This is a genomic window from Nocardia jiangxiensis NBRC 101359, from assembly GCF_000308615.1.
GTDB lineage: Bacteria > Actinomycetota > Actinomycetes > Mycobacteriales > Mycobacteriaceae > Nocardia > Nocardia jiangxiensis.
Window position 1 is genome coordinate 1 of sequence record NZ_BAGB01000001.1, and the last position, 23,501, is coordinate 23,501.

At 65.3% G+C, this 23,501-nt stretch carries 20 protein-coding genes and 1 tRNA gene; 13 read left to right on the top strand and 8 right to left on the bottom strand.

The features are described from left to right. Positions 1–185: hypothetical protein (locus ON40_RS51495; RefSeq protein WP_040816871.1), on the top strand; the 185-nt coding region annotated here is incomplete at its 5' end. A 1,518-nt stretch (positions 186–1,703) separates the two neighbouring features. On the opposite strand, the gene rsmG is transcribed toward ON40_RS51495, so the two are convergent. The 6 genes from rsmG to rpmH form a co-directional block, all read right to left on the bottom strand. After that, a complete protein-coding gene (rsmG, locus tag ON40_RS00015; RefSeq protein WP_040816882.1) occupies positions 1,704–2,432 on the bottom strand; it encodes a 16S rRNA (guanine(527)-N(7))-methyltransferase RsmG in 729 nt (242 codons plus the stop codon). A gap of 135 nt (positions 2,433–2,567) precedes the next feature. Continuing rightward, positions 2,568–3,209, bottom strand: a complete 642-nt coding sequence (locus ON40_RS00020; protein ID WP_040816883.1) for a Jag family protein — start codon at positions 3,207–3,209, stop codon at positions 2,568–2,570. Between the two features lie 33 nt (positions 3,210–3,242). Continuing rightward, the gene (gene yidC / locus ON40_RS00025; RefSeq protein ID WP_040816884.1) at positions 3,243–4,475 is read right to left on the bottom strand and encodes a membrane protein insertase YidC; all 1,233 of its coding nucleotides are present in this window, start codon (positions 4,473–4,475) and stop codon (positions 3,243–3,245) included. 4 nt (positions 4,476–4,479) lie between these two features. Beyond that, positions 4,480–4,869, bottom strand: coding sequence for a membrane protein insertion efficiency factor YidD (gene yidD / locus ON40_RS00030; protein WP_040816887.1), 390 nt, complete (start codon positions 4,867–4,869; stop codon positions 4,480–4,482). Next, a complete protein-coding gene (gene rnpA / locus ON40_RS47720; RefSeq protein ID WP_083895289.1) occupies positions 4,866–5,282 on the bottom strand; it encodes a ribonuclease P protein component in 417 nt (138 codons plus the stop codon). The genes yidD and rnpA overlap by 4 nt, the downstream gene beginning before the upstream one ends. Positions 5,283–5,364: 82 nt before the next feature. Further along, positions 5,365–5,508: a 50S ribosomal protein L34 gene (gene rpmH / locus ON40_RS00040; RefSeq protein ID WP_033085250.1), complete on the bottom strand. Its 144-nt coding sequence runs from the start codon at positions 5,506–5,508 to the stop codon at positions 5,365–5,367. A gap of 565 nt (positions 5,509–6,073) precedes the next feature. Here rpmH and dnaA point away from each other — a divergent pair. The 8 genes from dnaA (at position 6,074) to ON40_RS00080 (ending at position 18,123) form a co-directional block, all read left to right on the top strand. Beyond that, complete coding sequence (dnaA, locus tag ON40_RS00045) at positions 6,074–7,882, top strand: chromosomal replication initiator protein DnaA (RefSeq protein WP_040816889.1); 1,809 nt, start codon at positions 6,074–6,076, stop codon at positions 7,880–7,882. Positions 7,883–8,750: 868 nt separating this feature from the next. Next, positions 8,751–9,920, top strand: coding sequence for a DNA polymerase III subunit beta (dnaN, locus tag ON40_RS00050; RefSeq protein ID WP_040816892.1), 1,170 nt, complete (start codon positions 8,751–8,753; stop codon positions 9,918–9,920). Between the two features lie 133 nt (positions 9,921–10,053). Further along, the gene (recF, locus tag ON40_RS00055; protein WP_040816895.1) at positions 10,054–11,250 is read left to right on the top strand and encodes a DNA replication/repair protein RecF; all 1,197 of its coding nucleotides are present in this window, start codon (positions 10,054–10,056) and stop codon (positions 11,248–11,250) included. A gap of 107 nt (positions 11,251–11,357) precedes the next feature. Further along, a complete protein-coding gene (locus ON40_RS00060; protein WP_051192410.1) occupies positions 11,358–11,927 on the top strand; it encodes a DUF721 family protein in 570 nt (189 codons plus the stop codon). A gap of 400 nt (positions 11,928–12,327) precedes the next feature. Then, complete coding sequence (gene gyrB, locus ON40_RS00065) at positions 12,328–14,373, top strand: DNA topoisomerase (ATP-hydrolyzing) subunit B (protein WP_040816897.1); 2,046 nt, start codon at positions 12,328–12,330, stop codon at positions 14,371–14,373. A gap of 48 nt (positions 14,374–14,421) precedes the next feature. After that, positions 14,422–16,935, top strand: coding sequence for a DNA gyrase subunit A (gyrA, locus tag ON40_RS00070; protein ID WP_040816900.1), 2,514 nt, complete (start codon positions 14,422–14,424; stop codon positions 16,933–16,935). Positions 16,936–16,979: 44 nt separating this feature from the next. Then, complete coding sequence (locus ON40_RS00075; RefSeq protein ID WP_040816902.1) at positions 16,980–17,909, top strand: DUF3566 domain-containing protein; 930 nt, start codon at positions 16,980–16,982, stop codon at positions 17,907–17,909. Positions 17,910–18,049: 140 nt separating this feature from the next. Continuing rightward, positions 18,050–18,123: transfer RNA gene (locus tag ON40_RS00080), tRNA-Ile, on the top strand. Positions 18,124–18,282: 159 nt separating this feature from the next. Here the strand turns inward: ON40_RS00080 and ON40_RS00085 are convergent. Next, on the bottom strand, positions 18,283–18,792 hold the full coding sequence (locus ON40_RS00085) for a carboxymuconolactone decarboxylase family protein (protein ID WP_040816904.1): 510 nt from the start codon (positions 18,790–18,792) through the stop codon (positions 18,283–18,285). 23 nt (positions 18,793–18,815) lie between these two features. Here ON40_RS00085 and ON40_RS00090 point away from each other — a divergent pair, with 23 nt between their 5' ends. After that, positions 18,816–19,328, top strand: coding sequence for a MarR family winged helix-turn-helix transcriptional regulator (locus ON40_RS00090; RefSeq protein ID WP_218008714.1), 513 nt, complete (start codon positions 18,816–18,818; stop codon positions 19,326–19,328). 79 nt (positions 19,329–19,407) lie between these two features. After that, positions 19,408–20,124: an enoyl-CoA hydratase/isomerase family protein gene (locus ON40_RS00095; protein WP_040816909.1), complete on the top strand. Its 717-nt coding sequence runs from the start codon at positions 19,408–19,410 to the stop codon at positions 20,122–20,124. 406 nt (positions 20,125–20,530) lie between these two features. On the opposite strand, the gene ON40_RS47725 is transcribed toward ON40_RS00095, so the two are convergent. Continuing rightward, a complete protein-coding gene (locus tag ON40_RS47725) occupies positions 20,531–20,920 on the bottom strand; it encodes a hemophore-related protein (RefSeq protein ID WP_083895291.1) in 390 nt (129 codons plus the stop codon). 312 nt (positions 20,921–21,232) lie between these two features. Between ON40_RS47725 and ON40_RS00105 the strand changes: the two genes are divergently transcribed. Further along, complete coding sequence (locus ON40_RS00105) at positions 21,233–22,087, top strand: ABC transporter ATP-binding protein (protein WP_245567592.1); 855 nt, start codon at positions 21,233–21,235, stop codon at positions 22,085–22,087. After that, the gene (locus ON40_RS00110; protein ID WP_051192414.1) at positions 22,084–23,397 is read left to right on the top strand and encodes an ABC transporter permease; all 1,314 of its coding nucleotides are present in this window, start codon (positions 22,084–22,086) and stop codon (positions 23,395–23,397) included. Before ON40_RS00105 ends, ON40_RS00110 begins: the two co-directional genes overlap by 4 nt. Positions 23,398–23,501: the final 104 nt, after the last annotated feature.

Sequence of the window (23,501 nt, forward strand, 5' to 3'; positions counted from 1 at the left end):
TCGACCGCACCGCACCGCACCGCACCGCACCGCACCGCACCGCACCGCACCGCACCGCACCGCACCGCACCGCACCGCACCGCACCGCACCGCACCGCACCGCACCGCACCGCACCGCACCGCACCGCACCGCACCGCACCGCACCGCACCGCACCGCACCGCACCGCACCGAGGGGAGGGCTAACACGTGCCCGTGGGACAGTCAATTCTGTTGCTGCTGTAGTCGATCATCGGCCTTGTCGAGTCCGAGAGGCGACGGGCGCGCTTGCATCTGCTTGCTGTCGGCTACGGCCGCCCGCTGGTGTCTCAGCCAACCAATCGTGTGCGGTCTGTAAGCCGAACTCGCGGCCGGGACTGGGTTCGGACTTGTAGAAGTGAGCGCGTCTGGCCGCGCTTAATGATTCACGTGAAACCGTGGAATCGCCAGCAGAATTCGGCTCCCATCGACTCCAGCAAGTCGCCTCGAGAGCGCCCCCTTGATCATGTCGTCCCAGGGCTGATCACATCGCGGCTACCAACTCCTGAATACCGCCCCAACCACCACTAAGCACACCGAGCACGGCCGCCACTACGCCCACAAAGCCATAGCCGCCAGTTGCACCTGCGACCTCGACCACCCGGCCGACTGGGACCAGTCTGCCGGACCAGCGCGTCCGCCACGACACGCTACGACCACCGGCCACAACTGCACCTCACAGCATGGCCACAGCAACTGCCACTCGCAACAGCTATTGGCCACATCTAACCGCCCACGCCCACGCCCACGCCCACGCCCACGCCCACGCCCACGATTACAGCTGCACCACCGACTACGACTACAGGCTCGCCTCGACTACGACTACGACTACGCTCGCCGGCCGTGCTTAGGTGGCTACGCCCAGGGGCCGCAGCCACGGCTACGGTCACGCCCGCAGCCAAGCCACCGACTACAGCAATTCCGACTACGACCACAACCACGGACCGCACCCGACTACGGCCACAGTTCCGACCGCCAATTACAGCCACACCCAACGGCTATGTCGACACGCCCACGGCCAGGGCCACCCGCCAACGCTTCGACCACCTGCGGCGGATACGCGCCTGCCGCGCGCTACGGCCACGGCCACGGCCACGCGCTACGGCTACGGCTACGGCTACGGCTACGGCTACGGCTACGGCTACGGCTACGGCTACGGCTACGGCTACGGCTACGGCTACGGCTACGGCTACGGCTACGGCTACGGCTACGGAAAGACTGCATCAGGTTCGTTGGGGGATAGGGCTTTTCGAAGAGCCGCCGCAGGGTTTTCGGCGATCCGCGCTCGCGATTCCGCTGGATCGACGCAAGATGATCGACCGACGATCGGGCCGACAACATCCTTACATCGAATGGTCAACCCGCCCTGCGAAACTCGCGTGCCGACGGATGCGACCTCTCCCACTGGCCAGGTCTGCATATACGAGTACTCGACTTAGCGACACCGCAGACGTTCCTTCGTCGACCGATGCGGTGGCAATCATGGTGCGGCTCAGCACATCCGGCTGCCGGTCCGGACCGGTTCTATCCACAAGGCCCGGCAGTCGCGACACAGTGACCGCCAGGCACTCGCGCGAACACCCCACGATGTTTCACATGGAACCTGGGTCGGCCACTCGGCGCCTCCCGAATAGTTCACGAGACGACGCGGTTCCCCTCCGCCGTTTCACATGAAACATCCCCGGACTACCTCGCCCGGCGCACCCGAACACCCCGCCGTCCCGGACGCTCGGAACGGGGGAGTCGCTCGACGCTCAACACGACCGTGGGCGGAGTGATGATCCCGACGCCGCATTCGAGAACCTGCGCGTTGCCACCTCCGGCACGCGTCAACTCCTCACGATCGCGCTCCAATTCCTCCGCGACGCTCGAACCTTTCAGCGCCAGCATGCGGCCGTGCTCATGCACCAACGGCAGCGACCACTGCGCGAGCTTGGCGAGCGGCGCGACCGCACGAGAGGTGACGACGTCGGCGCCGCCGGCTTCTTTCCGAACGCCGGGCTGCTCCGCGCGACCGCGAACCACCATCACATCCAGCCCAGCCGCCTCGATAAATTCCGCGAGGAATATGGTCCGACGCAGCAACGGTTCGACGAGCGTGACTCGAAGGTCCGGCCGAGCAATGGCAAGGGGAATCCCGGGAAGCCCGGCGCCGCTGCCGACGTCGACGACCGCGGCGCCCTCGGCGATGAGCTCCCCGAGTACGGCGCAGTTGAGAATGTGACGATCCCACAGTCGCGGTAGCTCTCGCGGTCCGATCAATCCGCGTTCGACCCCGGCGCCCGCCAGGGCCGCGTAGTACTGCTGGGCCAGCGGTAGCCGATCTCCGAATACTTGCGCCGCCTCTGCGGGCGGCTCCTCCGCACCGGAAGCGGGGGAGGGGTTCGGATCAACGCCGTCCGTGCCTCGTTCCACGTGAAACTTCCTTCCCGACCGATAGGAATAGATATCGGGCGTCCATCGATCGGTCCGCCCGCACTGCGGCTGCGTCCGTACAAGGGTAGGGCCCCCGGTTCAGCGAACCGGGGGCCCTACCCTCACACGACACTTCTAAGACGGCACAACCACCACGTGCCGATTGGGCTCCACGCCCTCGCTCTCACTCTCGACACCGTCGACAGCGGCCACGGCATCGTGGACGATCTTCCGCTCGAACGGAGTCATCGCTGCGAGCGACTCGGGCTTACCCGAGTCGAGCACCCGCTGCGCCGCAGCGGTGCCCAGCGCACTCAATTCCTCACGACGCTTGGCCCGCCACCCGGCGACATCGAGCATCAGACGGCTGCGCACTCCGGTGGCCTGCTGCACGGCCAGCCGGGTCAGCTCCTGCAGTGCGTCGAGCACCTCGCCGCGACGCCCCACCAGCTTCGACAGATCACGTCCGCCGTCGATGCTCACGATCGCCCGATCGCCCTCGACGTCCAGGTCGATATCGCCGTCGAAATCGAGCACGTCCAGCAACTGCTCGAGGTAGTCGCCAGCGATCTCGCCCTCCTCGATCAACTCCTCTTCGGCATCGCCGGCATCATCAGCGGTGGCGGAATCGGATTCACCAGCGGCATCGGAATCGGCCGGGCGCTCCTGCGCGGCGTCGGACTCCTGGGGCTCGGTGCTCTCCGCAGCGGCCTGCTCGATCGTGCCGTTCGCGCTCAGCGCCACAGTGGCGTCCCCTCCATCGGTCTCAACAGTCATTGTTGTCGTTTCCTTCACTCCTGCCGCGAGTTATCAGCGACGTCGCTTCTGATTCGGACGGCCACGATTACCGGATCGCTTGCGATTACCCTGTCCGGTCGACTTACCCGAAGACGCTGTCGACTTACCCGACTTCGCCGTTCCATTCTTCGACGGTGTAGTTCCGTTCTTCGACTGCCCGGTGCCGTTCGAGGCGGTCGAATCGTCCGTGACGGGAGCGTCGACGGGGGCATCGGAACCGTCCGCGGTCGTGTCGACCGCAGCTTCGGTCGTCGCTGGACCACGTTTACGACGGTTGTCGGGCTTGGCGCCCGGCTTGGGAGCATTCTGCGCGCGACGCTCGAGCGCCTCCTGCTTCTTGTGCTCCTCTTCCTTCTCGATCTGCTTGAACACGAGGTGCTGCTGACCGAAGGTCCAGATGTTGTTCGACACCCAGTAGAGCAGGATGGCGATCGGCAGGAACGGGCCACCGACGATCACGCCGAGCGGGAAGACGTACAGCGCCAGCTTGTTCATCAGCTCGGCCTGGTTCGGCCCCATCGGGCTCGGCGAACCGCCGCCGCCCATACCCGTCGGATCCACCGAGACGCCGGTCGCCCGCTGGCGGGCCACCGAAGCACGCGCGTTGAAGTGCGTCGCCAGACCCGCGATCAGCATCAGCGGGACCGCGACGGCGATCATGTGCGAGATCTCAGGAATGCCGCCGTAGTCGGCGAACGCTTCCATCTGCGATTTGGGAGTGGTGATCGCAGCGGAGATCGGCGCACCGAAGATCCGCGCTCGCAGGAACGACTGCACATCGTCGACGCCGAACGCGTAGTTCGCCGTATGCGCATTCGCGTACGCGCTCATCCCGCCGCTGTGGCCGAAGCCAGGAATGCCGCTGGTGACGCCGACCCGGTTGAACGAGCGCAGCACGTGGTACAGACCGATGAACACCGGCACCTGGGCGAGCACGGGCAGGCAGCCCATGAGCGGATTGAAGCCGTGTTCCTTCTGCAGCTTCTGCATCTCGAGCGCCATCTTCTGGCGATCGTTCTTGTACTTCTTCTGCAGTTCCTTGATCTTCGGCTGCAGCTGCTGCATCTGCCGGGTGGTGCGCACCTGCTTCACGAACGGCCAATACAGCACCAGACGGAGTGTGAACACCAGGAACACCACGGACAGCGCCCAGGCGAACCCGTTGTCATTGCCCAGTGCGAGCCCGAAGACCTTATGCCAGAACCATAAGATCCAGGACACCGGGTAATAGATGAAATTGAGCACGGCTCTAAGTACTCCCGTCGGTCGTGTCGCCAGTCACCGCGCGCGGCGACTCCTTCAAAGGCTCGTGTTCGGCCGCCGCGTCGGTCGCCGGGCTCGGCTCGGTCGCAGAGCTCTCGGGCGATGCCGGATCGGCGGCAGCCCCTTTCCGTTTGCGCTCCGGAACGGGGTCCCACCCTCCAGGGTGCCAGGGCGCACATTTGGCCAAACGCACGGCCGTCAGTCCGAGACCGATGAACAGGCCCCGGGTGCGCAACGCTGTCACCGCGTACTCACTGCAGGTGGGTGTGAATCGGCATACCGGCATCCGTGTGGGGGAGACATAGGTCCGGTACAGCTCGATGAGAAAGATGAGAAGTTTCGCCGGTAGTGCGGCCAACGTCCGCAGCCGGTTCATGAGGACCTGCCGTATTCCGGCACGCCCGTGTCCGCCCGAGTCTGCGGCGGAAGAAGTTTGCGCAGCGCCGAGCGCAGCTGCCGATCGAGTTCGGCGCTGTCGGTGTCGGCCGCGCCGGGCAGGGCGCGAATCACGACGTCCGCGGAGGTAGGCAGTTCATCGACCACACCGGCGCAGATATGACGCAGGCGGCGGGCCACACGGTGACGTACCACCGCGGGGCCCACCGCCTTGCTGACGATCAGACCGAACCTCGGCCCGCCGTTGCGGACGGACGGGGTTACGCCGTCCGCCTGCAGTGCGGGTGTGAGGTATATGTGCACGACAAGATCATGTCTCCCGATTCGTCGGCCGTGCCGCACCGTCCGGGAGAATTCGGCACGATGATGCAGCCGATACGGCTCAGGCAACACCTGGGTGTCCGAGCACGTAACGGGTGGAAACGAGCGGACCGAACGGCGAACAGAGCATGACGCCGATACCGGTACCGATGGATCAGGCCGTGAGCTTGGCGCGGCCCTTGCCGCGGCGCGCCGACACGATGGCGCGGCCCGCGCGGGTCCGCATCCGGAGACGGAACCCGTGGACCCGCGCCCGACGACGGTTGTTCGGCTGGAACGTCCGCTTGCCCTTGGCCACGGTCGACACTCCTCGAGTAGGTGGGCGTCCAGTGACGCCCGAAGCTGGTGGGTGAAACTCTTGTGTGCTCGCGACGACGGACGGGGTCCGTATCGGAGCAACTCCCATCGGGGTGCGCCAGCCTCGCTACTCTGGGCAGCAGGCACTCGACACCACGTCAATGGGTGACTGTACGAGGGTACTGATCTGCGCCGACAGGGTCAAACCCGGGTCCCTCGATGCGATCTGCACCACTTCGCGCAGCCCGGGCATCCGCGGTGTGATTCGACCCGCGCGGGCGGACCGAAACCATCCTTGCTCGACGGTCGCCGCAGCATATCGGGTACGTAGCTAGCAAATTGCTACAGAAGCGCTGGTCGTAGCGCCGCAGGGGGAATGTGTACGGCGCAACTCATCCGCACAGGGTTGTCCACATCTGTGGATAATTGTGTGGAAAGACCCGGGGGGTGGCATATTCTTATGGCCCCCAGCAATCCAGACGGCCACGTCGACGCTCATGCCACCGGGGGTTGCGGGCAATGCCGACCGTCGGCTCCTAGCGACCTGTATCGGGGAGGAAGTATACGTGGACGACGAGCAGAACGTGTTGACCGCCGTGTGGCCGGAGGTGGTCGCCGAGCTCACCACAGGGTCCGGTGATGGTGCCATACCACCGGTCTCCAATGCCCAGAAGGCATGGTTGGGCCTGGTCAAACCGCTGACGGTGGCACAGGGGTTCGCGCTGCTCTCGGTGCCGTCCTCCCTCGCCCAGGAGGCGATCGAACGCGATCTGCGCGAACCCATCCTCCGATCGCTGGCCCGTCGGCTCGGTCCACAGGTGGAGGGACTCGGTGTGCGCATCGCCGCACCGGCGGCGCCACCGGCCGATCGCGCGGGTGGCCCGCCCCGGCACGCGCGGCTCACCTCGCGCCCGGATCGGCTGCGCGAACATCCGCGCGCTCCTCGCGAGCCTGTGAATTACCCCGCACCGACCGACTACCAACCGGCCCCCGACTATGCCGCTCCGCGCTATCACACCCCGCCCGAATATCCGGGTCACGACGACTATCCCCAGCCTGAATACGTGACCGCGCCGATGGCCGGAGAATTGCCGACCATCCCCAACCACGCTCAGGCAAGCCCCCAACGACGTGATATCGATCTACCTCCGGTGCGCAACGTCCCCGTTCCGCCCGGACAGGAGTCGTTGTTCGCCCCGGATCACGAGCCCGCACCGCAGCACCGTCCGATGCCGAACGAGCGGGAGGACGACGAGCCGGTCGTCAACGCGCACAACTCGTGGCCGACCTACTTCGCCAAATCGCCCGAGCCGCCGGCCCCGACGCCGTCCGCGCCGGCCTCCTCCTCGGCGAGCCTGAACGCCAAGTACACCTTCGAGACGTTCGTGATCGGTGCCTCCAACCGGTTCGCCCACGCGGCCGCGGTGGCCATCGCCGAGGCTCCCGCGCGGGCCTACAACCCGTTATTCGTTTGGGGCGCTTCGGGTTTGGGCAAAACCCACCTGCTGCACGCGGCCGGTCACTACGCCCAGCGGCTGTTCCCCGGGATGCGGGTGAAGTACGTCTCGACCGAGGAATTCACGAACGACTTCATCAACAGCCTGCGAGACGACCGCAAGGTCGCGTTCAAACGCCGGTACCGCGAGACCGACATCCTGCTGGTGGACGACATCCAGTTCATCGAGGGTAAGGAAGGTATCCAGGAGGAGTTCTTCCACACCTTCAACACCCTGCACAACGCCAACAAGCAGATCGTGGTGTCCTCGGATCGGCCGCCCAAACAGCTGGCGACCCTGGAAGAACGACTGCGCACCCGGTTCGAGTGGGGGCTGATCACCGATGTGCAGCCGCCCGAACTCGAGACCCGCATCGCGATTCTGCGCAAGAAGGCGCGGATGGACCGGCTCGACGTCCCGCACGACGTACTCGAACTCATCGCCAGCCGGGTCGAGCGCAATATCCGTGAGCTCGAGGGTGCGCTGATCCGCGTGACGGCGTTCGCCTCGCTCAACGGTCAACCTCTGGATCTGTCGCTGGCCGAGGTGGTGCTGCGGGATCTGATGCCCGACACCACCACGTTGGAGATCACCGCGTCCACGATCATGGCCGTGACCGCGGAGTACTTCAACACCACGTTGGAGGAGCTGACCGGCCCGGGTAAGGCGCGTCCGCTCGCGCAGGCCCGGCAGATCGCGATGTATCTGTGCCGCGAACTCACCGATCTGTCGCTGCCGAAGATCGGCCAGGCATTCGGCCGCGACCACACGACGGTCATGTACGCGGAGAAGAAGGTCCGCAAGGAGATGACCGAACGCCGCCGCGTGTACGACCAAGTTCAAGAACTCACAGCCCGAATCAAACAGCGCTCACGCTGATCGGATCCACAGGCCCCTTCACCCCGTTGACCAGGGTGAAGGGGCTTTTTTCGTATGTGGAGTCCTCGAGGAATTCTTGTGGAGTCCTCGAGGATTCCACCGGCTGTCCACCGAGTTGCGCACAGCTCTGGGGAGGAATCTGTGCACCAGCTACTCACAGCAGTTAGTACACAGATTGCACACCCTGATTCATCCTCGAGGTCTGACCAGCGAAGATGGCCGATTCGGCTTGTGGATTCCTCGAGGACTCCATGTCAGGTCCTCGAGGAATCCACCCGTTCTGCACCGGATGGTGCACATGTGTGCACAACAGGGTGATCATGATGGAAGAACTCGAGGATGGCTCGAGGATGGGCCTGGGACAGATTCGTGGAGTCCACAACGACTCGATGTTCATCCTCGAGTCACCCTCTCGACATCCCCATGCCGCCACGCCTTCTCAGCAGGGGATTCGCCGGGAGTCCACAGAATCCACAGCGCCTACTACTACTTCAGTTCTTCTTCTAGAGATCTCTCTTTTAAAACAGGCGGTGTGGAAAGTCGGTTCGGGACGGATCGGCACGACGGAGCTTCGTCCCCAACCTCGTATCGATGGCAAGGAGAAGACAGCGAGGCGGAGCGACACCCTCCGGCGCCGAACCTCGTGCGGGCATCGAGCCGCGCCCGAGTCCGTATCCCGTATCCGACGCACCGGGAGGGGCGGCGTAGTCGGTAGGCTCGTCCGCGGGTACGGTTTGGTGTCGGTCGCCTGTGTCACACTCCTGTGAGACGAATTGCGGGAGGCCGATCCAGCACCTCCTGCACGAACCCGCACTGCCGAGCCGAACAGATCAAGACCGATCGAGACTGGGAGAGGAAATACCGGGCGATGGAGCTTGCAAGCATGAAGTTTCGGGTCGCTCGCGAGGATTTCGCCGAATCCGTCGCCTGGGTGGCTCGGAGTCTGCCCTCGCGGCCGCCGGTTCCGGTGCTCGGTGGCGTCCTGCTCGTCGCGGGCGAGGACGGTCTCACGGTGTCCGGTTTCGACTACGAAGTCTCCGCGCAGATGCGAGTGGCCGCCGAGGTCGCCGGTCCGGGCCAGGTCCTGGTCTCCGGCCGCCTGCTCGCCGACATCACCAAGGCACTGTCCAACAAGCCGGTCGACGTCTCCGTCGACGGCACCCGCGTGCTGATCGCCTGCGGCAGCGCCAAGTTCTCCCTGCCGACCATGCCGGTCGAGGATTATCCCCAGCTTCCCGAACTTCCTCCGCAGACCGGTGAACTCGGTGTGGACGTGTTCGGTTCGGCCGTCGGCCAGGTCGCCGTCGCCGCCGGTCGCGACGACACCCTCCCCATGCTCACCGGCATCCGGGTCGAGATCGAGGGCACCAAGGTCGTCCTCGCGGCCACCGACCGGTTCCGGCTCGCGGTTCGCCACCTGGAGTGGCAGCCCGGTCGTCCCGATGTGGAGACCGCGGTGCTGGTCCCGGCGCGCACGCTGTCCGAGTCGGCCAAGACGCTCGGGGCGTCCGATGCTCCGGTGCAACTCGCCTTCGGCACCGGCACCGACGGCCTGCTCGGCATCGTCAACGGCGGCCGCCGCACCACCACCCGGCTGCTCGACGCGGAATTCCCCAAGTTCCGCCAATTGCTCCCCAAGGAGCACACCTCCATCGCCACCCTCGAGGTCGCGACGCTGATCGAGGCCATCAAACGTGTTGCGCTGGTTGCCGAACGCGGCGCCCAGGTCCGGCTGGAATTCTCCGAACAGGGCCTGCAGCTCTCGGCCGGTGGCGACGATGCGGGCCGTGCCGAGGAGTGGCTCGAGGCCGAGTTCCGCGGTGAGCCGCTGACCATCGCCTTCAACCCGGGCTACCTCAACGACGGTCTGTCCGCACTGCACTCGGACCGGGTGACCTTCGGGTTCACCACGCCGAGTCGTCCGGCGGTACTCACCCCGACCGGTGAACAGGAGCCCGAGGTGCTCGACTCCGGTGCGTTCGCCGCGTTGTCCACCGACTACATCTACCTGTTGATGCCGGTGCGCCTGCCGGGCTGAGTCCGCACCGGCGTTGTCCGGACAACTGTGGATAAATGTTGACAACTCTGTGAAAAGCCAAGGGCGAGGCCGATGTTCGACGGCCTCCCCCGAGTTCTCCACAGATTTCCCGACCGGGGTGGTGGACTGAGCGATGTACGTGCGGACGTTGACGCTGCGTGATTTTCGCTCCTGGGATCAGGTCGATCTCGAATTGTCCCCAGGCCGAACGGTTTTCCTGGGCGCAAACGGCAACGGCAAGACCAATCTGGTCGAGGCGGTCGGCTACTTGTCCACACTCGGCTCACATCGGGTGTCCTCGGACACACCGCTGATTCGCCTGGGGGCGCAGCGATCTCGGATCGGCGCGACGGTGGTCAACGCCGGACGTGAATTGCGTGTCGACATGGAACTCAATCAGGGCTCGGCCAATCGCGCACAGATCAATCGCTCTCCGGTCCGGCGCACCCGGGAGATCCTCGGCATCCTGCAGACGGTGTTGTTCGCGCCGGAGGACCTGGCCCTGGTCCGCGGCGACCCGTCGGAGCGACGTCGCTTCCTCGACGAGTTGTGCACAGCCCGGCTACCCCGGCTGGCCGGTGTCCGCTCGGACTACGACCGGGTGCTGCGTCAACGTTCGGCGCTGTTGAAAACCGCTGGCAGACAGGCACGTTCACGCTCCGGCCAGGCCGCGGAACTGAGTACCCTGGACGTCTGGGACGGGCATCTGGCCACACACGGCGCCGAACTGCTGGCCCAGCGGCTGCGGCTGGTGCACGATCTGTATCCCCATCTCGAACAGTCGTATCGTTCGATCGCCCCGGAATCGCGCACCGCGTCGATCCGCTATCGCAGTGGATATCTGCCGCCGGAATATTTGGATCCGGCCCGCGATCCACAGCCCGAGGACGTCGAGGTCCTGGAGGCGATCATTGTGAGCGAGCTGGCGCAGGCCCGTCCGAAGGAGCTCGAGCGCGGGGTGTGCCTGGTCGGCCCGCATCGTGACGATCTGGAACTCATGTTGGGCTCGGCGCCGGCGAAAGGCTTTGCCAGCCATGGGGAATCGTGGTCGTTCGCGCTGGCGCTGCGGTTGTCGGCCTTCGAATTGCTGCGCGGTATGGGCACCGATCCGATCCTCATGCTCGACGACGTCTTCGCCGAACTGGACCGGCGTCGCCGCACCGCCCTGGCCGCTGTCGCCGCGACCGCCGAGCAGGTGCTGATCACCGCCGCTGTCCCCGAGGACGTCCCGGCAGAACTCGAGGCGACTCCGTTGCGAGTGGAAACCACCGGTGAGGCCGACGAACGGACCTCGCATATCGCGGATCAGGTGTCGCCCACCACATCCTGAACTTCACCGGGTGTCACAACAGGTCTTGTGACACTCCACGGCGTAGCGGCGTGTCCCCGCGCGGACCGACTAGCCTACTTATCCACAGATCGACGAAAGGCAGGGCGATGGCGGACGGTTCCGGATTCGACGGGCCTGCCGCGTCGTCCGGTGACTCCGGCCCGGAGCTGCGCGGGGTCGATCTCGCCCGCCGCGCGCTCGAGGAGGCCCGTGCCGCGGCCAAGGCCAGCGGCAAGGCGGTGGGGCAGGGGAGGGCATCGCCGCGCAAGGGCGGTGTTCGGGCGCTGCGTCGGCGCGGTTGGTCGGGAGCCCGCCCCGACGAACGCGATCCACAACTGCTCTCTTCGGTCGCCGGTGCGCTGGCCAAGAGCCGCGGTTGGTCCGGGAAGGTCGCCGAGGGCATGGTCTTCGGCCGCTGGTCGAGTGTGGTCGGCGAGGACATCGCCACCCATGCGACACCGATCTCGCTGACCGATGGCGTGCTCAGCGTGCAGGCCGAATCGACTGCTTGGGCCACTCAGCTGCGTATGTTGCAGGCTCAACTGCTGGCCAAGATCAACGCGGCCGTCGGACAGGGAGTGGTCAAGACCCTGAAGATCAGCGGACCGGCCGCCCCCAGTTGGCGTAAGGGTGCGCGTCATGTGAAAGGGCTCGGTCCGCGCGATACCTACGGCTGAGGCGTTTCACGTGGAACGTGGCGGTCGACACGGGGAACGGCGAGTGCCGCAACCCATCCCGTGTCCGGATCGGATCGAGTGATCGACGACCATCGGCGCACTGGTATCCGATCGGCCACGGAGGCTTACGGGATATTCGAACCTACAAGTCGACCCGTTGCGGTTCGATTTATCCCACTCACGACGCTGTCAGGGGTGTCATAGGTGCATCCTGTGCCGGGTGTACCAGTAGGATGGTGAGGTAACTAGCGGCGATACCCTCGGCACGTTCGGTGCTGCCGCCCGCTGGACCCGTAATTCTCGAGCAGTTCGTCATCTCGAGCAGAGGCCGTCTGGGGTCCGACGTGTGCACCGGCAGTGTCGTGCCGAGGGATCAGCAAGTAAGGAGAGCTACCGAGCAGTGGCTGCCAACGACTCCCATGCAAGCGGCTCGACCAACCCCAAGTCAGGTAAGCAGACCTACGGTGCCGACTCCATTACCGTTCTCGAGGGACTCGAAGCGGTACGCAAGCGCCCCGGTATGTACATCGGTTCCACCGGTGAGCGCGGTTTGCACCACCTGATCTGGGAGGTTGTCGACAACTCCGTCGACGAGGCGATGGCCGGCTACGCCACGCGCGTCGACGTCACTCTGCTGGCCGATGGCGGTGTCGAGGTCGTCGACGACGGCCGCGGTATTCCGACCAGCATGCATGCACAGGGCATCCCCACCATCGAGGTGGTCATGACCCAGCTGCACGCGGGCGGCAAGTTCGACTCCGAGTCCTATGCGGTGTCCGGCGGTCTGCACGGTGTCGGTATCTCCGTGGTGAACGCGCTGTCCACTCGCCTGCAGGCGGAGATCGACTACGACGGGCACCACTGGAGCCAGGAGTACAAGGACGCCAAGCCCGGCAAGCTGATCCAGGGCGAGTCGACCAAGCGCACGGGCACCACCATCCGCTTCTGGGCGGATCCCAATATCTTCGAGACCACCGTCTTCAACTTCGAGACCGTGTCCCGCCGCCTGCAGGAGATGGCCTTCCTCAACAAGGGCCTGACCATCACCCTGACCGATGAGCGGGTGACCGAGTCCGAGGTCACCGAGGAAGTGGTCAGCGAGCACGCCGAGGCGCCCAAGCACGCCGAGGAAGCCGCCCCGGTCGAGCACAAGGTCAAGACCCGCACCTATCACTACCCGGGTGGCCTCGAGGATTTCGTCAAGCACATCAACCGGACCAAGCAGCCGATCCACAACACGGTGGTCGCGTTCACCGGTAAGGGCACGGGCCACGAGCTCGAGGTCGCGATGCAGTGGAATTCGGGTTATTCCGAATCCGTCCACACCTTCGCCAACACCATCAACACCCATGAGGGCGGTACGCACGAGGAGGGTTTCCGTGCGGCCCTGACCACGGTGGTGAACAAGTACGCCAAGGACAAGAAGCTCCTCAAGGAGAAGGACGGCAACCTCACCGGTGACGACATCCGTGAGGGCCTGGCCGCCATCGTCAGCGTGAAGGTCGGCGAGCCGCAGTTCGAGGGTCAGACCAAGACCAAACTCGGCAACACCGAGGTCAAATCCTTCGTGCAGCGCACCTGCAACGAGCACCTGGCGCACTGGTTCGAGGCCAATCCGGCCGATGCGAAAACCATTGTGAACAAGGCGGTTTCCTCCGCGCAGGCCCGCGTCGCCGCGCGTAAGGCCCGGGAGCTGGTGCGTCGCAAGAGTGCGACGGATCTGGGCGGGCTGCCCGGCAAGCTGGCCGACTGCCGCTCCAAGGATCCGACGAAGTCCGAGATCTACATCGTGGAGGGTGACTCCGCCGGTGGCTCGGCGAAATCCGGCCGCGACTCGATGTATCAGGCGATCCTGCCGCTGCGCGGAAAGATCATCAACGTCGAGAAGGCCCGCATCGACCGCGTTCTGAAGAACAACGAGGTGCAGTCGATCATCACTGCCTTCGGCACCGGCATCCACGACGAATTCGACATCGCCAAGCTGCGGTATCACAAGATCGTGCTGATGGCCGACGCCGACGTCGACGGCCAGCACATCTCGACTCTGCTGCTGACGCTGCTGTTCCGCTTCATGCGCCCGCTGGTGGAACACGGTCACGTGTTCCTCGCCCAGCCGCCGCTGTACAAGCTCAAGTGGCAGCGTTCGGATCCGGAGTTCGCCTACTCCGACCGTGAGCGCGACGGTCTGCTCGAGGCCGGTCTGGCCGCGGGCAAGAAGATCAACAAGGACGATGGCGTACAGCGCTACAAGGGTCTGGGCGAGATGAACGCCAAGGAGCTGTGGGAGACCACGATGGACCCGTCGGTGCGTGTGCTGCGCCAGGTCACCCTGGACGATGCCGCCGCCGCCGATGAGCTGTTCTCCATTCTGATGGGCGAGGACGTCGAGGCGCGTCGCAGCTTCATCACCCGCAATGCCAAGGACGTTCGCTTCCTCGATGTGTAGTCCGGCGCGCATCACGCTGCCGCGGACCAGGACTACAAAGGAGACTTCATGACTGAAACGACACTGCCGCCCAGCGGTGGTGGCGACCGGATCGAACCGGTCGACATCCAGAACGAAATGCAGAGCAGCTACATCGATTACGCGATGAGCGTGATCGTCGGTCGCGCCCTGCCCGAGGTCCGCGACGGCCTCAAGCCGGTGCACCGCCGCGTGCTGTACGCGATGTACGACAACGGGTATCGCCCCGATCGCGGCTATGTGAAATCCGCGCGCCCGGTCGCCGAAACGATGGGTAACTACCACCCGCACGGTGACGCCTCGATCTACGACACCCTCGTGCGCATGGCGCAGCCCTGGTCGCTGCGATATCCGCTGGTGGACGGGCAGGGCAACTTCGGTTCGCGCGGTAACGACGGCGCGGCCGCCATGCGTTACACCGAATGCCGCCTCACGCCGCTGGCCATGGAGCTGCTGCGTGAAATCGACCACGAGACAGTCGATTTCACGCCGAACTACGACGGTCGTTCCCAGGAACCGGTAGTTCTCCCCAGCCGGGTGCCGAACCTGTTGATGAACGGCAGCAACGGCATCGCGGTCGGAATGGCGACCAACATCCCGCCGCACAACCTGAACGAGCTCGCCGAGGCGATCTACTGGGCGCTGGACAATTACGACGCCGACGAGGAGGACACCCTCGCCGCGTGCATGGAGCGGGTCAAGGGCCCGGACTTCCCGACGCACGGCCTGATCGTCGGCACCCAGGGCATCCACGACGCCTACACCACCGGGCGCGGTTCGATCCGCATGCGCGGTGTGGTGGAGATCGAGGAGGACAACCGCGGCCGCACCACGATCGTCATCACCGAGCTGCCGTACCAGGTCAACACCGACAACTTCATCAACGCGATCGCCGAGCAGGTCAAGGACGGCAAGATCGCGGGCATCTCCGATATCCACGACGAGTCCTCGGACCGCGCGGGTATGCGGATCGTGGTCACGGTCAAGCGTGACGCCGTGGCCAAGGTGGTGCTGAACAACCTCTACAAGCACACCCAGCTGCAGACCAGTTTCGGCGCGAACATGCTGTCCATCGTGGACGGCGTGCCGCGCACTCTGCGCCTGGACCAGATGATCCGGCTCTACGTCGAGCACCAGTTGGACGTCATCGTCCGGCGCACCCGCTACCTGCTGCGCAAGGCCGAGGAACGCGCCCACATCCTGCGCGGACTGGTCAAGGCGCTGGACGCGCTGGACGAGGTAATCGCGCTGATCCGGCGTTCGGCCAATACCGACACCGCGCGCACCGGCCTGATGGAACTGCTGGACATCGACGAGATCCAGGCCACGGCCATCCTCGATATGCAGCTGCGCCGCCTCTCGGCCCTGGAACGTCAGAAGATCATCGACGAGTTGGCCAAGATCGAGCTCGAGATCGCGGATCTGAAGGACATCCTGGAGAAGCCGGAGCGCCAGCGCGCGATCGTGCGCAACGAGCTCGAGGAGATCGTCGAGAAGTACGGCGACGACCGGCGCACCCGGATCATCTCCGCCGACGGCGATGTCGCCGACGAGGATCTGATCGCTCGCGAGGACGTGGTCGTCACGATCACCGAAACCGGCTACGCCAAGCGCACCAAGACCGATCTGTACCGCAGCCAGAAGCGCGGCGGCAAGGGTGTGCAGGGCGCCGGACTCAAGCAGGACGACCTGGTCAAGCATTTCTTCGTCACTTCGACACACGATTGGCTGCTGTTCTTCACGAACCTGGGCCGGGTGTACCGGACCAAGGCGTACGAGCTGCCCGAGGCCGCCCGCACCGCGCGCGGTCAGCACGTGGCGAACCTGCTGGCCTTCCAGCCGGAGGAGAAGATCGCCCAGGTCATCCAGATCAAGACCTACGAGGACGCGCCGTATCTGGTGCTGGCCACCCGCAACGGCCTGGTCAAGAAGTCGAAGCTGACCGATTTCGACTCCAACCGGACCGGCGGCATCGTCGCGGTGAATCTGCGCGACACCGATGAATTGGTCGGCGCCGCACTGTGTTCGGCCGACGACGATCTGCTGCTGGTTTCGGCGCACGGCCAGTCGATCCGCTTCCCCGCCAACGACGAGGTGCTGCGTCCGATGGGCCGGGCCACCTCCGGTGTGCAGGGCATGCGGTTCAACACCGATGACGAACTGTTGTCGCTCAACGTGGTTCGCGACGATACGTATCTGCTGGTCGCCACGTCCGGCGGCTATTCCAAGCGGACCGCGATCGAGGAGTACACCCCACAGGGCCGTGGCGGAAAAGGTGTCCTGACTATCCAGTACGACCAGCGTCGTGGCAGTCTGGTGGGTGCGCTCATCGTCGATGATGAGGACGAGCTGTACGCGATCACTTCCGGTGGCGGTGTCATCCGGACCGCAGCGAAACAGGTTCGCAAAGCGGGCCGTCAGACCAAGGGCGTGCGATTGATGAATCTCGGTGAGGGCGATACCTTGCTTGCGATCGCTCGTAACGCCGACGAGCCCGACGAGGTTCCCGGCGAAGACGACACCAGTGGTTCCGAGAAGAAGTAGTTTTACCCGAGCAGCGGCGGCACAACGGATCTAAGGAATCCCCATTGACCACTCCGAACCAGCCGAACGACGAGCGGACCCACGCCAACGGTGTGACCGAGCGGATAGCATCATCCCCGATTCCGCCGCGTCCCATCCCGCGGCCGGCAGGCACGGGTGAGGGCGGGTCGGGCAGTACGCCCGAAAGTACCGATCAGTCAGCCGATTTCGCGAGTCAGGCGGAGTCGGGCGAGTCGGCCAAGGCCGACACCGGTTCCCGGTTCGAGGAGGGATGGTCGCAGTTGCCGCAGCGTGAGCCGCAGTCGAATCTGAACCGTCCGGGCCAGGCTCCGGTGGCGGGTCGGCCGCCGTCGGTGAGCCTGGGCGGTTCGGGTAATGCCCGGACCACCGCGGATCTGGCGGCCAAGGCCGCGCGCAAGGAAGCGGCGATGGTGAAGTCCGTCGGCATCGACGGACCCACCCGCAGCATCGCCCGCCCCGAGCTGGTGAAGGACATGCCGGACCTGTCCGAGCTGCGTCACCCGCTGCCGCCCTCGGAGCACACCGCCACGACGCAGCAACCCGTATCGCCCGCTGTCCCGCAGGCCGTGGTCCAGGCCGCGGCCAGCGGTCAGCCGCTGCGCGCGACCGTTCAGCTGCGGCACATCGATCCGTGGTCGACGCTGAAGATCTCGCTGGTGATCAGCGTGGCGATGTTCTTCGTGTGGATGCTCGCGGTCGGCTTCCTGTACATCGTGCTGTCCGGCATGGGTGTCTGGGACCGTCTGAACAGCACGTTCACCGATATGGTCTCGGACAACAACTCGAACTCCTCGGCCCTGATCGACGCCGGCACAGTCTTCGGCTATGCCGCGGTCATCGGTCTGATCAACGTCGTGTTGATGACGGCCCTGTCCACGGTCGGCGTCTTCATCTACAACCAGTGCACCGACCTCGTCGGCGGTATCCAGGTAACCCTGGCCGACCCCGACTAGTTCCGCTCCACCCACGGCCGGACCTGCCCCGCAGGCCCGGCCGTTTCCATCCGCACCCCTCCTACCAGCCGTTTTGGTTGTTCCAGGGATGGTCGGGTAATCTTTGCTCTCGGTTCGGGGCAACAAACCCCAGCCCCTACGGGCCTATAGCTCAGGCGGTTAGAGCGCTTCGCTGATAACGAAGAGGTCGGAGGTTCAAGTCCTCCTAGGCCCACATCCCATGAAAAGCCCCCGACCAGTGGTTTCGGTCGAGGGCTTTCGTCATTTCCGGCACTTCCGAGTCTGTCTCGCCGATCCAGGCAGCGAAAGGGCAGCATCGAATTTCCGGGGCGGGTTCAGGTGGGGTGCGCGGGACAGGCTCGCCGGATTCGGGTCATACCGCGCGGACCAGGCGGTTGGCCAGGGTCGACATCGTGTAGGTGCCGATACCCAGGACGACCTCGAGGGCGTTGCGTTCGGTGTATCCGTGCGCCAGCAGGGCTTGCCGGGTGTCGTCGTCGACCCCGCCGGCGGTGGCCAGGACGGCGAGGGTGAAGACCCTGATGGCTTCGAGTCGCTTGTCGGACAAGGCTTCCTGTGCCCGCAGGTCGGCGATGAGGGCGGTATCCGCGCCGTGTGCGCGGAGTCTGGCGGAATGGATGCGGATGCAGATGTGGCAGTCGTTGCGGACCGCGACCACCATGATGACGACCTCGCGGGCCAGCGGGTCGAGGGTGCAGTTGTCGAAGCTGTCGCTCATGGCCAGGAAGCCGTTCAGCAGCTCGGGTGAGTTGGCGAGTCTGGCCGCGGCCTCGGGCAGTTTTCCGCCCCATGCCGCCGCGACGTTCCGCATCGCCCGTCGTGATGCCTCGGGGGCGGTATCCACGGTGTGCGCGACGAACATCTGATCCTCCTAATATGGACAACATGGTTGACGATCAAACGGTAAACCAGGTTGTCGATTCCGGCAAGAGGGAACCTGTGGGCTACGAACTGCCCCTGTTGCTCTTCGCGGGATTTCGCACAGTCCTCGACGAGCTGCACGCCGAACTCGCCGAGCAGGGACATCCGGACGTGCGCCCGGCCTACGGATTCGCCATGCAGGCGATCGGCCTGGACGGCGCGCCTGCCAGTGAAATCGGCCGCCGCCTCGGCGTTTCCAAACAGGCCGCGGGTAAGACCGTCGACCGCCTGGTCGCCGCCGGCTACGCCGAACGGCTCGACGACCCTGCCGACGCCCGCCGCCGGATCGTCCGGTTGACCCCGCGAGGGCTCGATTCGCTGGCCCGCTCGGCGGCGATCTTCGATCGGATTCGGGCCACCTGGAGTGCCACGCTCGGTGAGGGGCGCTTGCGCGCACTGGAGGACGATCTCCGGAAGGTCGCGGCGCCCACCGCATTCCGGCTGGATGCGGCGGGCTGGATGGGCGGAACGAGTTGATGCGCCCTGTCGACACGGTGTCCGCCCATCCGCTTCGAAATCCCTGAGAGGATTTCAGCAACCCTGTAGCGTCACCGGAGTGCCATATCTGGAACACGAGGGAGACGTTGCAATTCTGTACTTCGGCGAGTCCCAGCACACTGCTGGCAGCGATCCGGAGAACAGATTCCATCCCGAGTGGATCGCGGGGTTCCATGCACTGCTGGACGACATCGAGGCGCAGGACGGGCCGTGTGCACTGGTGACGACCGGGGCGGGTAAGTACTACTCGACCGGTGCGGATCTGCGGTGGGCCGCCGAACATCCCGACGAGGTCGACGGATATCTCAGCGAGATTCAGCTGCTGCTCGCCCGGCTGCTGATCGCGCCGCTGCCGACTGTCGCTGCCCTACAGGGGCATACGTTCGGGGCGGGGGCGTTCCTGGCGCTGGCCCACGACCGTGCCGTGATGCGGGTGGACCGCGGGTATTTCTGCCTGCCCGGCATCACCATCGGCGCGTCCTACGCGCCCGGAACCGTGGCGCTGGCCTCGGCCCGGCTGGCGCCGCGCGCGGCGCACGAGGCGCTGGTCAGCGGTCGGCGGTACGGAGGTGTGGACGCATTGACACTGGGACTGGTCGACGAGACCGCAGCGGAGAACGAAGTACTCTGCGCGGCAGTCGAATACGCCAAGAATCTGGCCCATACCCGCGGGGCGGTGCTGGGTGACATCAAGTCTCGGCTCTACGAGGAGGCGGTGACGCGGTTGCGCACTCCGGTGGCCGGTTACAACAATGCGAGCGTTGCCTGCGGATAATTTTTCGGATATCACGCCGATGAATATGTGTCAGCTGCCGGTGAAATCCGGCTGACTTTTCGCGTGAATTTTCGAAGCCGAATATCATGAATGCGAAAAACAGGCCGGACCTCCCTCCTGCCGACGTCCGACCTGTCGCCTGGATATACCCCTCGAGCCCCTGGAGAGGGATATCTCAGAGCAACGCGATGATGGCGCCGAGAACCACGCCCAGGGTTGCGACGGCGGCACCGGCGGCACTGCCAACGATTGGCAGAAGCATGATTCCTCCTGTTGCTGAAATTCGATGTTGATCCTGCAGGAGTGATCATGTCGAAGTGCACGCTTTTCACACCGAACCGGTTCGGCGTGTCAGGGGGAATATCATTTCGTTGGTAGGTATTCCGGTGAATTTCCGGACGGCCGGTCAGTATTGGTGGCAGGAATCTGCGACACGCTGCATCATCGGGCCCGCCGCCTGGTCGATGCTCAGCTCCGGGACGCTCACACCGGCCATCTTCTTCCATTGTGCCGCAAGCTGTCCGAGCGCGGCAGCGCGCTTCTCGGCCGGTTGGGAGAACGCGAACTGCAAGATGTTCCGCTGCACCGGCGACGCGTCCAGGCGGGCGGCCGCAGCCGGCGCGACCTGATGCATCGCGGCATCGATCTGATCGAAGGAACAGGTCGATGTGAGCAACGGGCCGAAATCATCGATCATGTCCGCCGAGGCCGTCGTCGATCCGAGCAATCCGGCGCCCGCGGCGAATCCGCCGACAGCGATGGCGACAATCGCGCACCGGGCGTTGAGCATCCTCATGAATTCACCCTTCGTGGAGTGCGATCGAATAACGGGGCCGGTACCCCGGCGGTGATCGTAGCCAACGACGGTACGATGACGGCGACGCGCCGAGCGCGCGCCGGGGGAAATCCCACTCGCTCACCTACGGTGATGCGCGGATGCGGCGAATACACACGCTGTCTCGATATCGAATTCGCCGGAGATAACATCGAATTTCGGGGTGCCGGAACGGATGCCACCGACCGGTCGGCGTATGGGAGGCGAGAGATTCACGTGTTGCGGATCGAGGGTCTGTGCAAACGGTACGGCGAAGTGGTCGCGTTGTCGGATATGACTTTCGACGTGCACGCCGGTGAGATATTCGGATTCGTCGGAGCCAACGGCGCGGGCAAGACGACCACCATGCGCATCGTGATGGGTGTGATCGGAGCCGACCGCGGCGTGGTCCGCTGGCAGGGTCGCCCGATCGACCTCGATGTGCGCCGGCGTATCGGCTACATGCCCGAGGAACGTGGGCTGTATCCGCGCATGCCGGTGGCCGCCCAGTTGACGTATTTCGCGCGGTTGCACGGACTTTCGACATTCGAGGCGGAGAAATCCGCGCACCGGTGGATGCGGCGGCTCGGCATCGAGGAGCATGCCCGGGACGATGTGCTGAAGCTGAGTCCGGGCAATCAGCAACGGGTGCAATTGGCGACCGCGCTGGTGCACGAGCCGGACATCCTGGTACTGGACGAGCCGTTCTCCGGCCTGGATCCGGTGGCGGTCGAGGTGATGAGTTCGGTGCTGCGCGAGCGCTGCGCTTGCGGGAACAGTCCGGTGATGTTCTCCTCCCATCAGCTCGACCTGGTGGAACGCCTGTGCGACCGGGTCGGCATCGTTCGCAACGGATCCGTGGTGGCCTGTGGCACGGTCGAGGAACTGCGCGGTCTGGGTCCGGACCGGATCGCGATCGACGCGCCCGGGGTGAGCGGGGACTGGACCGCGCGGCTGCCCGGGGTGCAGGTGGAGCGGCGCGAGGGGACGCGCTGGATTCTGCGGCTGGCCGAGGGCGCCGATGATCAGTGGGTGCTGGGCGCGGCCGCGGCGGTGGGACCGGTGCACGAATTCACCAGGGTCAGGCCGACTTTGACCGAGTTGTTCCATCACGTGGTCGCCGACCAGGAGCAGGGAGCCGTCGCATGAACAGCACGCGGATGTCGTCGGTTCGGGCGATCGAACTGGTCGCCGGGCGGGAGATCGGTGCGCGGCTGCGGTCCCGGTCGTTCCTGGTGATCACGATCGTTCTGGTGGCCGCGGTGGTGGGCACGGTGGTGCTGTTCGGTTTCCTCGGCCGGACGCAACAGTCTTCGACGCAGACGGTGGGGGTGACCGCGCAGACCGCGCGGTACCAGCAGATGCTCGTCGGTGCGGGACAGACAGCGGGACAGCGCATCCGGACCGTGCTGGTCGATCGCGCGGCGGGCGAGAGCCGGGTGCGTTCGGGCGATCTGACTGCGCTGTTCACCGGTGTATCGGACGGGCGGTTGCAGGTGGTGGTGAAATCCTGGCTGCCGGACGGGCTGCGGACCGGATTCGACCTACTGGCCCGCCAGATCGCGCTGAATCAGCAGATCAGCGCGTTGGGCGGTGATCCGGCGACGGTGCAGCGCACGATATCCACCGCGACGGTGGACTCCCGGTCGCTGCAATCGGCCGACGATCACCGCGGCGAGCTGGCCGGGATCGCGAGCGTCGTCGGGGTGCTGACCTACATCATGTTGCTGATCAGCATTCAGCTCACCGGACAGGGCGTGGTCGAGGAGAAGGCCAACCGCATCGTCGAACTGTTGCTCGCCACGATTCGGCCGTGGGAGTTGCTGGCGGGCAAGGTGTTCGGCATCGGCGTGGTGACCATCGGGCAGGTGGTCGTGCTGGCCGCGGCGGGTGCGGGTGCGGCGAGCGCGCTGGGGGTGCTGCACATCTCGGCCGCGGTGCTCACGAGTGCGGTCGGCTGGGCGGTGCTGTGGTATCTCCTGGGATATTTCGCGTATGCGCTGGTCATCGCCGCGGCCGCCGCCCTGGTCTCGCGGCAGGAGGACCTCGCCTCGGTGGCAACACCGGTCACCATGATCGTCATCGCGGCCTACCTGGTCGGGCAGACCGTCGTGCCCGCCCATCCCAATGGTGTTGCGGCCGTGGTGTTGTCGTTTGTCCCGCTGCTGTCACCGGTGGTGATGCCGATGCGTGCGGTCTACGGGGTACCCGGTTGGCAGATGGCGGCCGCGGTGCTGATCGCGCTGGTGACGATCGTGTTCACCGTGTGGCTGGCCGGACGGGTCTACGCGAATGCGGTGTTGCACACCGGCGGCCGAGTTTCGCTGCGCACCGCGTTGGCGCGTGCGATGCCTGCCCGACGCGTCGGCACGGACTCGGTGAGTCCGGATCAGGATGCGCAGCGCGACCGGGAATTGGTCGAGGATCACTCGGAAACAACCGCGGGAATCGGCAGGTAACTGTCCCTGATCAGCTTGCTGCCCTGCGCAATTCGTCGAAAATCAGTATTCGGGCTCGGCCGCACGCTGGCGGGTCATGCCGACCAGCACGCGCTGGACGGTTT